Below are 14,104 nucleotides of genomic sequence, written 5' to 3'. Positions count from 1 at the left end.
CTGACTAGCAAATAACCCATCGGCTACCTGCTTGATGCAGCTATAAAGCCCGGCAACATAGACATAACTATGAGTGTTGAGGTGTAGCAATGGCAACAAGGAAGGCAAGGCTCGTGCGCTGCAAGTAGCAGGCCCAACAGGATTGCCGTACCTTCGCAGTGCAAGCTTCCTTCTCAATGCCTTCTGTCTTTCCCAAACGCGTTGCCCTGCTCGGTTCCACTGGTTCTATTGGAACACAGGCCCTCGATGTAGTCCGTGCTAATTCCACTCGTTTTACCATTGCGGTTCTATCGGCCCACTCCAACGCCGAATTGTTAATTCAGCAGGCTCGTGAGTTCCGGCCCGCTGCCGTTGTTATCGGCGACGAAACCAAATATGCGGCTGTGAAAACAGCTCTCGCCGGGCAGCCCGAAACCGAGGTACTGGCCGGTGTTGCCGCTCTTACCGAAGTGGCCGGTCGCCCCGACTCTGATATTGTACTGACGGCTATGGTGGGCTACGCCGGACTACTGCCTACGGTCGCGGCCATTCGGGCCGGCAAAGACATAGCGCTGGCCAACAAGGAAACCCTGGTTGTAGCTGGTCAGTTGATTACACAATTGGTGCAAGAATATAAGGTAGGTCTGTATCCGGTTGACTCCGAGCATTCTGCTATTTTTCAGTGTCTAGTGGGGGAGGAGCGCAACCCAATCGAGAAAATAATCCTGACAGCTTCGGGCGGACCTTTTCGCGGCCGGACGCGCGAGCAACTGGCTGAGGTTACGAAAGCGCAAGCGCTCAAACACCCTAATTGGGATATGGGCGCCAAAATCACGATTGATTCCGCTTCTCTTATGAATAAGGGGTTAGAGGTAATCGAGGCTAAGTGGCTGTTCGGACTTCGCGACGACCAGATTGATGTGGTAGTGCACCCGCAAAGCATTATTCATTCTTTGGTGCAGTTTGAAGACGGTTCCCTGAAAGCGCAACTCGGGCTGCCTGACATGAAGCTGCCTATTCAATATGCGCTCGGCTATCCGCATCGGTTGCCAGCTAGCTTCCCACGCTTCTCTTTTCTCGATTATCCGCAACTTACCTTCGAGCAACCCGACAAAACGGCTTTCCGCAATTTGGCTCTTGCCTTCGACGCTATGGGTCGCGCCGGCAACGCCCCCTGCGTGCTGAATGCCGCCAACGAAATAGCTGTTGCCGCCTTTTTGCGCGACGAAGTGGGCTTTTTGCAAATGTCGGAACTGGTAGAGGACTGCCTTTCGCGCGTTTCGTACCTTGCAGAACCGTCGCTCGACGATTACGTGCAGACTGACAAGGAGGCACGTCGCATAGTGCAGGAACGGCTGGCGCGGTATTAGGTGTTACAAGAAAAAGCTGACGAGTAGTTAGGCGAAGAGTGACAAGTAGAGAGCGTTCTTGTTATTGTTTTGCTTCCATACTGACTCATATCATCCCTTGTCACCTGTGCTGTTGCCCTAACAGACAATGTCATTTCATCACCTAATTATTTAATCCCTCTTGGAAACCCTTATCATGATCGGCAACTTGTTGCTGGGCCTTTCGCTTTTGGTGGGCCTGCATGAGTTCGGACACTTTGCCGCTGCCAAATACTTCAAGATTCGCGTCGATAAGTTTTACATCTTCTTCGATTTCCTATTTCCGTTGCCCAATGTTCTCAACTTCGCTTTACTCAAAAAGAAAATAGGCGACACGGAGTACGGGCTAGGATGGTTCCCACTAGGTGGCTACGTGGCTATCCACGGCATGATTGACGAAACTCAGGATGCCGAATCCTTGGCAGCCGAGCCAGAGCCTAATGAGTTCCGAGCCAAGCCAGCTTGGCAACGGCTAATTGTGATGCTAGGTGGCATTATCATGAATGTCATTACGGGCGTTGTGGTATTCACTTTGCTCACTTTTATCCAAGGAGAAAGCTATTTGCCGGCGGCTGAAGCCCGATTTGGGATAGTACCGAATGGTCTGGGCCGCGAAATCGGTTTCCGTACTGGCGACAAAATTGTGAAAATCAATGGCCGCCCGTTTGCCGAGTTCGATGATGTACGCTCTCCCGACTTTCTGCTCGGCGACAATAGCTTCTACACTGTAGAGCGCAATGGTAAGCTGCTCGATCTGAACTTGCCGTCTCGCTTTATGGACAAACTCACCGCCAACGGCGACAGCATGTTCGTTGCTCCTCGGGTGCCTTTTGTAGTAGGTCGTGTGGTGTCTGGGCAGCCTGCTGCCGATGCTGGATTGAAGGCTGGTGATAAACTGGTACGCATAGGTGAGCAACCCATTGAGTATTTCGATGAGTTGCAAAAGGCTTTGCTAGCGCACGCAGGTAAGTCTACCGCCGTGGGTATTGTGCGCGATGGTCAGCCCCAAACCCTGACCGTGAAAGTGACCTCTGCCGGTAAGATGGGCTTCGAGCCCAAGCCGCTGTTGCACTACAGCACCCGCCGTTATAGCTTACTGGAGTCGGTGCCGAAGGGTATCAACAATGCTTTTGGCATTATTGCAGTGCAGGCAAAAGCTATTAGCAAAATTTTCAAGGGCCAGGCATCAGCAGTTGATTCGCTGGGTGGCCCCGTTGAAATAGCGCAGCAATACGGTGGACAGTGGGACTGGCTCCGTTTTTGGGTGCTAACGGGCTCTCTCTCCATGGTGCTAGCGTTTATGAACCTGCTTCCTATCCCAGCTCTTGATGGTGGTCACGTTTTGTTTTTGCTCTATGAGATGATTGCCGGCCGCAAACCCTCTGACAAGTTCTTAGAGAATGCGCAGAAAGTTGGTACGCTCATGATTATGGCATTGATGGTGTTTGTGCTTTTCAAGCCGCTGATCAAAGTATTTCTAAAGTAGAAAGTTAGCTGCCCGCTTTACTCATGCTCCGCAAACTGCTCCTGCTTCCATTGCTGCTAGCTGCCACTCTCACGGCGTGGGCGCATGCCTACCACGCTAGTATTATGGATGTGCGCTACAACGCGCAGAAGCAGCAACTTGAAATTGCCCTTAAAGTCTTCACAGACGATTTTGAAACCGCTCTGTCTGCTGGTCGTGCTGCCTCCATTGACCTTGACCAGTCGCCTAAGCCGTTGGTGACGCAGCTGACTACCGATTTGCTGCGTAAGTCCGTGGCTTTTGGGACCAAGCCTGGGGAAGTGTTGCCGTTGCAGTTGCTAGGTATGCAGAAGGAGAATGACGCTCACTGGTTGTATTGCACTGTTAAGTTAACTAAGCCAGTGACTAGCGTTAACCTACGCCACTCTTTATTACTCTCCGCTTTTCCCGATCAGATGAATATTGTGAATCTAGAGGCGAGTGGCAAAAAGCAAAGCGTGCTTTTTCGAGAAGGAGAACAAGAGCAGAAAATTAGTTGGTAAGAAGTGAAGCAAGATCCTCTTGCAGAAGTATAAACCTAAAAGGGCCTCGCTACAAGCTGTAGCGAGGCCCTTTTAGGTTTACAGCAAACGCTGTAAGTCGATAAGATATTGAGTAAGTGGGGTAGTTCTAGGCTATTTCCAATCAGCCCCACCAGTTTCTTTCTTGCCGGCATCTGGCTTTATTAAGCGGAACTCCACGCGGCGGTTGGTTTTGGCGTCTTCTTCTGTGACTTCTTCCCTCAGCGGTTTCGTACTGCCAAACCCTTGATTCTCGATGCGGTTGGGTTGTAGCTTGCCCTTTTGTTCGATGTAACGGCGGATAGCTTCGGCCCGATCCTGCGAAAGCTTCTCATTGAAGTCCGGGTCGCCTTTGGAATCAGTGTGGCCGGAAATATTGAGGCGGAATTCCGGGTGGTCGACCATGAACAGGGCAATCCGGTCTAGAGTAGGGTGCATAGCCGGCCGAATGCCTGCCTTGTCTTGGTCGAACTCGATATTTTTGAAAACCAGTGGTAAGCCGTAATCAATAGAGTTCGTCATGAGCTTCAACACGGTATCACCCTTTAATTCAAACTTTTTCTCAACGCTAAAAAAGTCGGGGCTCTGAATTAGCATCACGTAGTGTGAGCCTTCAATCAGGTCGAAGTCGAAAGTGCCGTCGGGCCGGAGGTACTTAGCGGCTACTTCGATGCCGTCGTCCGTGTCGATGATGGTCACAATGCCATTCAAAGGCTTCTGCGAAACGGAATCGACTAAGGTACCTTCGATGTGCGTAGTGGCTAGCGGTTGAGCTTCCATTGGCAACGGGAAGGAGTAGAGGTCCAGGTTCTTCATGTCCTTTTCCTCGGAGCGGGCATAGTATAGGTTCTGCGAGTCGGAGTCGATGGTGAAGTAGTATTCCGACCCTTTACCGTTCACGAGGGGGCCTATATTCTTGGGTTCCTGCCAACGGCCCTGCACGCGGTACGTCTTGTAGATGTCGAAGTCGCCGTAGTTGAGCAACTGCCCTCTCGACGAGAAATACAGCACGTTGTAAAGGGGATGGTAAAATGGGCTAACCTCACTTTCGCGCGTATTCACAACCGGGCCCATGTTCTCCGCTTTCACCCACTGGTTGTTTTTGTTTTTGTAGGTGTACCAGATGTCCGATAAACCGAAGCCCCCGAGTCGGTCGGAGGCGAAGTACAGCGTGTCTTCATTGAGAGAGAGCGTCGGCTGCGAATCCCACGCCGTTGAATTCACTTGGGCTCCCAAACTTTTGGGCACGGTCCACTGGCCGTCTTTGAAGGTAGAAGTGAACAGGTCACAGTTGCCATGGCAGCTTGGGCACTCGCAACGGGCAAAATAAATGGTCTTGCCATCCTTGGTGAAGCAGGCCGAGCCTTCGTTGTAAAGCGAATTAATGGGCTTAGGCAATGGTTCGGCTTCGGTCCACATTTCGCCGTCCTTGCGCGATACGTACAAATCCTCGTCGACTACGCCATGAATGCCGCGCATCTTCCGCTTCGAGGAAAACAGCATCATGCCAGCCGTTGAATTCAGGGTTGGACCATAGTCCTCGGCTTGCGAGTTGATAGCGTCGCCCATGTTGGTGTACACCCCTTTGGGCGGCCGAAAGGCGACGATACCCTTGCGGTATTCCACCAAGTTGTAATACGTTTTCAACGGCACATAGAGGTCAGCCGTTTTTTGCTCCAACGAGTCGTAGTAAAGCTGAATCTTCTGGATGTCTTGGCGGTGATGTTTGAGCGCAAGGCGGAAGTAGGCTTTTGCTATCTCTTCTTTGCCGGCTTTTTCCCAGAGCTGAGCTAAGCGCCAAAGCAAAGGGGTATCCTTGGCAAAGTTCTCGATGCCGAACTTGCGCACGTAAGCATCCAGCAATACCCGAGCTTGCGCTAGATTACGACGCTTTTCCGCTTTCTGAATAGCCCGCAATTCCTTCTTGTTCTCATAATAGGGAATGCGATTTATATTAGGAAAGACTGGAGTTGCATCGGCTCGCAGCCGTATCGACCGCACGGTGCGGTCGGAAGACTTACGCTGCCGAAGGGGGGCGGTGCTTTTTTGCGCCCACAGCACACCCGGCAACCCAATCAGCATCAACAATAAAAATGTACGTAGAGAACGAAGCATAACGATAAATTGCGCCGGAGCCAGACGGCGTGGCGCGCTAAAGATCAAAAATAGGAATTTTCAGGTACACACGTTTTTATTCTTGTTAGTAAGGGTCAGCGTGCTTGATCTGCCGGAGTGACGGGCTATAAGGTAAGCTATTTGAGGCGGCACCTGCCACCACCTAACCAGCGCAGCATGGCACAACACTTGTCAAACTAGTATCTTCGGAAGTTCGACTACGTATGAGCGAGGTCACCCTGCATATTCCTGTCATTCTGGCACCGCTTCCTGCTCTTCGTTCCCCAACGTTGCTATGTCCGCTATTCCCCCGCTTTTTCTTCGTCTTTTTTATTGATGGCCGATAACCCTGCTGAAGTAGTATCCATTGTGGCAACCGATCCTGAGAATCCTCTCGAGCTGCAGGAGGCGCCCTCTACACTGCCTTTGTTGCCTGTGCGCAATACCGTGCTATTTCCGGGGGTAGTACTGCCCGTCACGGTTACCCGCAAGAAAAGCGTGCGTTTGGTGCGCAAAGCCTACCGCGGTGATAAGCTAGTAGGAGTGGTAGCCCAAAAAAACAATCAGCAGGACGACCCAGGCCTCACCGATTTGTATGAAGTGGGTACCATGGCCCGAATTCTGAAGCTGCTGGTGCTGCCCGATGGCAATACCACTATCATCATTCAGGGGCAGAGCCGCTTTCATATCGAGGAGCAAACTCAGGCCACTCCTTACCTCACGGCTCGGGTTAACTATTTCTCGGAGACTTTCCCAACGAAGAATACCAAGGAAGTAAAGGGCTTGGTAGCGTCGTTGAAAGATGCCGCCGCCAAAATGCTGCGCCTCAACCCCGAAATTCCGCAAGAGGCCCAGGTAGCTCTCGACAACATTGAGTCGCCGGCCTTCCTTACGCATTTCCTGAGTTCTAACATCAATGTAGAGGTAGGACAGAAGCAGAAGCTGCTTGAAATCAACGACGGCGTGGAGCGTGGTACCTTGCTGTTGGAGATGATGATGAAGGAGATTCAGCACCTGGAAATCAAGCACGAAATCCAGAGCAAGGTTCACACCGACATCGACCAGCAGCAGCGCGACTATTTCCTGCGCCAACAAATCAAGGTCCTCCAAGACGAGCTAGGCGGTTCCGAAGGCCCCGACCAGGACGTCGATAAGTTTCGGCAACGGGCCAAGCTGAAACAATGGCCCGAGGCGGTTGCCAAGCATTTCAACAAGGAGTTGGATAAGCTGAGCCGCGTAAACCCGCAGGCCGCTGAATATCCACTCACGGTTAACTATGTGGAGTTTCTGCTGGATTTGCCGTGGGGCGAGCAAACCAAGGACAACTTCAACCTCAAGCGCACTCGCAAGATTTTAGATGCTGACCACTACGGCATGGAAAAGGTGAAGGAGCGCATTGTCGAGTACTTGGCGGTGCTTAAGCTGAAGCAAGACATGAAAGCTCCTATTTTGTGCCTGTATGGCCCGCCCGGCGTAGGTAAAACCAGCTTAGGTCGTTCCATTGCTAAGGCGCTGGGCCGCAAGTACGTCCGTATGAGCTTAGGTGGCGTGCGCGACGAGGCTGAAATCCGCGGGCACCGTAAAACTTACGTTGGCGCTATGCCCGGCCGTATTATTTCGCAGATCAAGAAAGCCGGTGCTTCCAATCCCGTCATTGTACTCGACGAAATTGATAAGTTGGCCTCCGACTTCCGCGGCGACCCTTCATCGGCGTTACTGGAAGTGCTGGACCCCGAGCAAAATTCCACTTTCACCGACAACTATTTGGAAGTGGAGTACGACCTAAGCCGGGTATTATTCATTGCCACCGCCAACTCGCTCGATACCATTCAGCCCGCTCTGCGCGACCGGATGGAAATCATCGACCTTACCGGGTACACGCTGGAAGAAAAGAGCCAGATTGCCAAGAAACACCTGTGGCCTAAGCTGCTCACCGACCACGGCCTCAGCACCAAGGATGCGGCCATCACCACGGCTGCGTTGCAGCGCGTAATCGACGATTACACCCGCGAATCGGGCGTGCGTAGTTTGGAGCGTAAGCTAGGCGCGGTAGTACGCAATATTGCCAAGAGCAAAGCCATGAACGAAGCTTTTCCGGCGGCGCTAGAGCCTAAGGACATCGAGCGAATTCTCGGCCCCGCCATCTTCGACCGGGATATTTACCAAGACAACGAAACGGCCGGCGTTGTGACGGGCTTGGCCTGGACGTCGGTGGGCGGTGACATTCTGTTTATTGAAAGCCTACTAAGCCGCGGCCGGGGTAAACTCACGCTGTCGGGTCAACTTGGCGACGTAATGAAGGAATCGGCTATTACGGCACTAAGTTATTTGCGCAGCCGGGCTGAGGAACTCGGCATTGATTACCGCTTATTCGACCAGTACGACTTACACATTCACTTCCCCGAAGGAGCCGTGCCGAAAGATGGGCCGAGCGCCGGTATTGCCATATTCACTAGCATAGCTTCGGTGTTCACCCAACGCAAAATTCGTAGCCACTTGGCCATGACGGGCGAAATCACACTGCGGGGTAAAGTACTGCCAGTAGGTGGCATCAAGGAAAAGATATTGGCTGCCAAGCGTGCTGGTATTCGCGACATTATTTTGTGTAGCAAGAACCGCAAAGACATTCTTGAAATTCCAGCTGAATACCTCAAGGAAGTAACGGTACACTATGCCGACCGAGTAGATGAGGTGCTGAAAGTGGCATTATTAGATGAATTGGTCGAACACCCGCTAAAATTAGTGGTTCGAGATGAGCCGTTGGCTGCTCCCGTATCAAGCGTAGAAGTGCAGTAAAATGCTGGTGCTGGTTTCTGGCTGTTGTGCCTAACAGGCACCAACTAGAAACCAGCACCAGCAACTTGTTTGGAGCGTGCAATAAAACGCCGTAGGAAGCGTCTTAGCCCTAGAATGCTTCGCAAACGCTATATCTTGCTCTTATGATTCGACTGCTACATTGCCGAGCTATTGCTATTTTATCTGTAGGATTGGGAGTGGGTGTTGCCCCGGCGGCAATGGCTCAGATTGGGGGGCAGCAGGCCTTCTCTTTTCTAAACCTGCCGCCTGGCGCTAAAACCGCCGCGTTGGGTGGAGTCAATGTATCGTCCCGCGACTCTGACCCCACCATGTTCTTGAGCAATCCGGCATTGCTCAATTCTGAAATGGATGGCCGGTTGGCGCTAAGCTTCGTTGATTATCTAGCTGATATAAAGCAAAGCACAGCCGCGTATACTTTCAATACCGAGAAGGCCGGACGATTTGGGGTAGGTTTGAGCTACCTGAGCTATGGCAATTTTCAACAATACGATGCGGCTGGCAATGCACTCGGCGAATTTTCGGTGAATGAATACGCTTTGAGCGTAGCCGATTCTTATACCCAAGGCAACTTCACATTGGCTGGTACAGCCCGGCTGGCTATATCCGGCATTTCTGGTAATCATTCAGTGGCAGCGCTGGCCGATGTAGGAGCCGTGTTCAAGCACCCCGAGCAAGATTTTACGGTGGGTTTGACAGCACGCAACGTAGGCTATCAGCTCAAGTCCTACGCAGGCGCAGGACGGGAGCCTATGCCGCTCGATGTGCAAATAGGTGCTTCTATTAAGCCTGAGCATATGCCGTTACGCTTCTCTCTGACGGCTCACCATCTCCAGCAGCTCGACATTGTCTACCTCGATCCTAACCAGCGCGGCCAACTCGACGAAAGTGGCGAGGAAATTAAAAAGAAAAAAACGCTTGGTGACAAAATTGCCCGTCACTTCGCTGTAGGTGGAGAATTAATACTCGGTAAAAACCTGAATGTACGCGTAGGCTACAATCATCTGCAACGCCGTGAATTACGTTTAGACAATACGAGCGGTGGGGCCGGCGTCTCTTTTGGCGTAATGTTGCGTATCAGTCAGTTTCAACTCGATTACACCCGTGCTGGGCTGCACGCTAGTGGGGCTGCTAACTACTTCACGGTAGCCCGCAACTTGAACACGCTGTTCACCAAAACGCAGTAGTCCCGGTAATTTCGGCTCTGCATTTTGTTTTGTAAGTCCAGAGTTCTGTTCAGCACTAAGCGAGACAGAACGCTGTTCTATTTTTTTGTTGACGCTCTTTTCATATGCTTGATTCCAGCAGCTTTCTTACCCCGGCCCAAATTGTGGCCGAACTTGATAAGTACATTATTGGTCAGCACGAAGCCAAGCGCCACGTGGCTATTGCCCTTCGCAACCGTTGGCGCCGCTTGCATGCCCCTGCGGACATGCAACGCGAAATCGTGCCCAATAACATTTTGATGATAGGCTCCACTGGCGTTGGTAAAACAGAAATTGCTCGTCGTTTAGCTGCAATTGCTGATGCCCCATTCACTAAAGTAGAAGCCTCCAAATTCACGGAGGTAGGCTACGTAGGTCGCGACGTAGAAAGCATGGTGCGCGACCTAGTAGAGCAGTCGGTAAATCAAGTGAAGCAACGTCGCAAGGAAGCCGTGAAAGTACAGGCTGCGCAAGCTGTTGAGGACTTAATTCTGGACGCTCTAATCCCGCCAGTGAGCAGTGCTGGGGCTGTAAGTAAGACCTCCGTCGGTTTTGGCGGCATGACCGATAACTCTACCGTTCCCGATTCTGATTATGAACTGAATGAGCGTACCCGCGAGAAATTCCGTGAGAAGATCCGCAACGGCGAACTCGACGATCGCAAAATTGAGATCAAAGTGCAGCAAGGCGGTGCACCTGGTATTGGTGTAGTAGGCGGTGCCCCCGGCATGGATGAGGCCTCCCTGGCTGGCTTGCAGGACATGCTAGGTTCCATGTTGCCCAAGAAAACCCGCAAACGCAAAGTCACTATTGCTGAGGCTCGTAAAATCTTGCTCGACGAGGAAGCTGCCAAACTCATCGACATGGATGAGGTAAAGGACGAAGCTATTCGGCAAGCCGAAAACGCTGGTATCATCTTTATCGACGAAATCGACAAGGTAGCTAGCCGCAGTGCTAAAGGTGGGGGAGGCCCCGATGTTAGCCGCGAAGGAGTGCAGCGTGACTTATTGCCTATCGTCGAAGGGTCGGCTGTGAGCACCAAGTATGGCATCATCAACACAGATCACATTCTGTTTATTGCGGCCGGAGCCTTCCACATCGCCAAGCCTTCCGACCTGATTCCAGAGCTTCAAGGTCGCTTTCCTATCCGTGTGGAACTGCAAAGCCTGACGAAGGACGACTTCTTTCGCATCCTCAAAGACCCAAAAAATGCTCTTACTAAGCAGTATGAAGCGCTTCTACAAGCTGAGGAAGTGTTTTTGAGCTTTGAAGATTCAGCCTTGGAGCGTTTGGCAGAAATAGCTTTCGAAGTGAATGCGGAGGTTGAGAATATTGGAGCCCGTCGTTTGCATACTGTCATGAGCCGTTTGCTCAATGACATCCTCTTCGATGTTCCGGACCTTATCGGTCCCAACGCTCGCATCCTTATCACCCGAGAATTGGTTGATGAGCGTCTGCAAAGCATGGTCCGCAACCGCGACGTATCGCAATATATTCTCTGAGGGCCCTTTGCTGAAATAGTAAAACAAGTGATGCCGCTCAACGGCAAGTTGAATCTCCGCGTATCTATTGCGGGGCTTCTTCTTGCCGTTGAGCGGCATTACTTGTTTTACCTTTCTTACGGATGCACTACTACATCATCACTGGAGCAAGCCGCGGGCTTGGCAAAGCATTAGCGGAAACCGTTTTAAGTCAACCTGGTACGCACGTGCTCGGCGTATCACGCCATGCCACCATCCAACATGAGCGGTATCAGCACCAACCCCTAGACCTGTCAGATATTACAGCGGTCGAAAACAATCTGCACAAAGTCTTTCCAAATTGCCCTAACGCTACCAGCATTACTTTGATTAATAATGCTGCCGTTCTAGGCGATATTGGCTACTTAGGCGAGCACAAAAACGAGCATTTCGAGTTTGTCTTCAACGTCAATGTAATTGCACCTGCTATGCTGATGAACACGTTCCTCAGCGCTTACGGCTCACAGACCGGCATTCCCCGCACCATTCTGAATATCAGTAGCGGTGCTGCACAGCGTGCCGTTGATGGATGGGGAGCTTACAGTGCTTCCAAAGCGGCCCTCGATGCTATCACCCGCACCGCCCAAAAAGAACAAGATCTTCGTGGTTCAGGCATCCGCTTACGCAGCTTATCCCCAGGTGTATTAGATACAACTATGCAAGAGCACATCCGAGATGCAGATGTAACCAGCTTTAGCGAGGCTTCTAAGTTTGCTCATTTACATTTGGAAGGAAAATTAGTAGAGCCTAAGGACGCGGCGGAGAAGATAGTAGCTTGGTTGCAGCAGCCTATTAAAAAAAGCGAAAATCTTGTGTTATCGATGATGGAAATAATATAGAGAGCAAAACAAAGCCCTAGTCATTTTGACTAGGGCTTTGTTTTGCTCTCTATATTATCAAGATTAAGGTAAAATGCGTACTCGTACTTCGGTTGTAACAATTTCAGTCCCGTCTTCTAAAGTAACGAGGAACCAATAGCGCAAAATAGTTGGGGTACGTTCGTCAACAACTTGGTTTGGAGCAGTGCCTAACATTGCTACTGTTGCAGCGGGACCTGCCGAATTAACACCAGCAGAATAGCCAGAAACTGAGGTTAACCTTGTACGATAAGCTGAATAAGCAGCTAACGATGTTGAAAAAGTAATCTCGTTGCTACCATTACCTGCAATAGGGCTCGCAGTTTGAGTAGTAGTGTTATAATTCAGTGAAAAGGGAGCGGCCGAGTTTAAATTAGCAAGGGTAGTGCCAGTTGCTACTCGAGTAATCTCTTTGATGTTGCCTTTTCCAGCCGGAATTTGTAAGGTGATATCAAACCGACCACCCGCAGCCACTGAAGTCGTGATAATGGGTACACGTTCAAAATAAGTGGCATTAGATATGGTTACTGGAATATCAGCAACACTATCTTCAAGGGGCCCGAGTTTATTGCCATAGTCCTTTTCACAGGAAAAGGCACCTGCCGACAACAAGAGGAGGGCAAAAAAGTGAATTATGTTTTTTTTCATGACAAATGCAGTTTTAAGCTCAGACTCACCTTATTTAGTTGCCCACCATACATCTGCAGTGATGTTCGGTTGTGGCGCCGGAATTTGAGTAGCGTTAGATGACGCTTCGGTGAGTGTATAGAAGAAACGACGTGGGATAACCGGACTGTCGGTGCTTGGGTTCTCAACTGGAGCTAAACGTGGAAAGCCGGTGCGGCGATAGTCATTCCAGGATTCATAACCATTGCCTAACAGAGAAATCCATTTTTGAGTGAGGATTTTATTTTGTCTTTTCTGCACATCTGTACCTGCCAATGTTACCCAACGGGCGTTTGCCGGATTGCTTAGATAAGCAGTTATGTCTGTCGTTGCTACTCCTGCTTTGGTCATAGATGCAGTAATGCCCTGCGTAAACAACTCCTGCGGATTACCAGCTGTACCTAACACCAGTGCCGCTTCAGCCAAAATGAATTTGGTTTGAAAATTTGTCAGCATTCGTACAGGAGCTTCACCACTTGCACCTAGAATGTAAGTATTGTAACGTGAACGGTTTGCTACAGCTGCTGGTGTACCGTTGCCGCCGTTGTTAAAACCAGTGAAAGTGCCAAAATCTGTGGTAGTTGCTAAGGCATTAGCAGGCGAATTGGTATAAAAACGCGGCAAACGTGGATCTTTACGCAAATTTAGGCTATCAATAAAGCGCTGGCTAGCTATTTGGTCGCCAGGACGATTAGTGATATTGTAGGAGTAAAAAGGGTTTGTATTGCCTACCGTAGTGCCAAAAGCTAGTTGGAAGTCATCAGCGTTATCTGACATATAAAGGTTGGGGCCTTTATCCAATACTTCTTTGATGATTGAAGTAGCTAGTGCGGGCTCCTTCTTGCTTATTTGAAGCGCAAACTTCAGAAGAAGCGTATTACCGAACTTCTTCCACTTGGTTACATTGCCTCCGTAGATTGGATCGTCTGCTGCAGTTGGAACAATTAATCCCGGAGGTTGCTCTAAGTCATTTAGACCCTCACGTACTAAGTCAAACAAACTCTGGATTTCTAAGCTAGCATTACCTTTATATATGTCCTCTTGTTTATCAAAACGAGGCTTGTCAAAGGCGGTAATCTTCAGTGCCTGCGAATATGGCACATCCCCCCAAAGATCGGTTACTAGACCGAAATTATAGGCTTTTAGAAGTTTAGCTATACCTGTAAAAACTGGCCCTGTTGTAGCTGTATTGTCAATAATGTTTTGGGCATCAGCTAGCGAGCCAGCATACAAGTTGAATTGCCATTCATTGTCAAATTCGCCCCGAATAGAATACCGGTCATAAGCAGGGGCTTGTATGCCTTCAGCGCCGGCGTAATGCTGTACAAAAGATTCTGTTACCCGGCCGATTGTATTGCCAAAAGTGAAAGCAGTATTTGCTTCTACGGAAGCGAGTAATACGCCTGGAGGCACAGTGGCCGGATTGTTGGGGCTAAGATTATCTCCAAAGAACTTGTCTTTATCGCAGCTAGTAGCAGCCAAGACTAGAGTTCCTACTACAATGTAGCGAGCAAAAGAAGGATATTTCATTTCTG

10 protein-coding genes are annotated in these 14,104 nt (G+C 50.3%); 7 read left to right on the top strand and 3 right to left on the bottom strand.

All coding sequences use genetic code 11. The features are described from left to right. Positions 1 to 176: 176 nt before the first annotated feature. The 3 genes from MUN86_RS17385 (at position 177) to MUN86_RS17375 (ending at position 3,374) form a co-directional block, all read left to right on the top strand. A complete protein-coding gene (locus tag MUN86_RS17385) occupies positions 177 to 1,349 on the top strand; it encodes a 1-deoxy-D-xylulose-5-phosphate reductoisomerase (protein ID WP_245119313.1) in 1,173 nt (390 codons plus the stop codon). Positions 1,350 to 1,509: 160 nt separating this feature from the next. Continuing rightward, positions 1,510 to 2,853, top strand: coding sequence for an RIP metalloprotease RseP (gene rseP, locus MUN86_RS17380; protein ID WP_245119312.1), 1,344 nt, complete (start codon positions 1,510 to 1,512; stop codon positions 2,851 to 2,853). Positions 2,854 to 2,876: 23 nt separating this feature from the next. Then, entirely contained in the window at positions 2,877 to 3,374 is a 498-nt protein-coding gene (locus MUN86_RS17375) for a DUF6702 family protein (RefSeq protein ID WP_245119311.1), read from the top strand. Between the two features lie 132 nt (positions 3,375 to 3,506). Here MUN86_RS17375 and MUN86_RS17370 read toward each other — a convergent pair whose 3' ends face one another. Further along, positions 3,507 to 5,507: an OmpA family protein gene (locus MUN86_RS17370; protein WP_245119310.1), complete on the bottom strand. Its 2,001-nt coding sequence runs from the start codon at positions 5,505 to 5,507 to the stop codon at positions 3,507 to 3,509. A gap of 336 nt (positions 5,508 to 5,843) precedes the next feature. Here MUN86_RS17370 and lon point away from each other — a divergent pair, with 336 nt between their 5' ends. From lon to MUN86_RS17350, 4 genes are all read left to right on the top strand, one after another. Further along, positions 5,844 to 8,303 carry an endopeptidase La gene (lon, locus tag MUN86_RS17365; RefSeq protein WP_245119309.1) on the top strand — a complete coding sequence of 820 codons (2,460 nt, stop codon included), beginning with the start codon at positions 5,844 to 5,846 and terminating at the stop codon, positions 8,301 to 8,303. Between the two features lie 143 nt (positions 8,304 to 8,446). After that, the gene (gene porQ / locus MUN86_RS17360; RefSeq protein ID WP_245119308.1) at positions 8,447 to 9,508 is read left to right on the top strand and encodes a type IX secretion system protein PorQ; all 1,062 of its coding nucleotides are present in this window, start codon (positions 8,447 to 8,449) and stop codon (positions 9,506 to 9,508) included. Positions 9,509 to 9,612: 104 nt separating this feature from the next. After that, complete coding sequence (gene hslU / locus MUN86_RS17355) at positions 9,613 to 11,028, top strand: ATP-dependent protease ATPase subunit HslU (RefSeq protein ID WP_245119307.1); 1,416 nt, start codon at positions 9,613 to 9,615, stop codon at positions 11,026 to 11,028. A 122-nt stretch (positions 11,029 to 11,150) separates the two neighbouring features. After that, on the top strand, positions 11,151 to 11,885 hold the full coding sequence (locus MUN86_RS17350; RefSeq protein ID WP_245119306.1) for an SDR family NAD(P)-dependent oxidoreductase: 735 nt from the start codon (positions 11,151 to 11,153) through the stop codon (positions 11,883 to 11,885). Positions 11,886 to 11,948: 63 nt separating this feature from the next. On the opposite strand, the gene MUN86_RS17345 is transcribed toward MUN86_RS17350, so the two are convergent. Further along, positions 11,949 to 12,551, bottom strand: a complete 603-nt coding sequence (locus MUN86_RS17345) for a hypothetical protein (RefSeq protein WP_245119305.1) — start codon at positions 12,549 to 12,551, stop codon at positions 11,949 to 11,951. A gap of 30 nt (positions 12,552 to 12,581) precedes the next feature. After that, positions 12,582 to 14,099: a SusD/RagB family nutrient-binding outer membrane lipoprotein gene (locus MUN86_RS17340; protein WP_245119304.1), complete on the bottom strand. Its 1,518-nt coding sequence runs from the start codon at positions 14,097 to 14,099 to the stop codon at positions 12,582 to 12,584. Positions 14,100 to 14,104: the final 5 nt, after the last annotated feature.

It is taken from the genome of Hymenobacter volaticus (assembly GCF_022921055.1).
Lineage (GTDB): Bacteria > Bacteroidota > Bacteroidia > Cytophagales > Hymenobacteraceae > Hymenobacter > Hymenobacter volaticus.
Note: the sequence above shows the minus strand (reverse complement) of the source record. Positions and strands in the feature narration are given on the sequence as shown.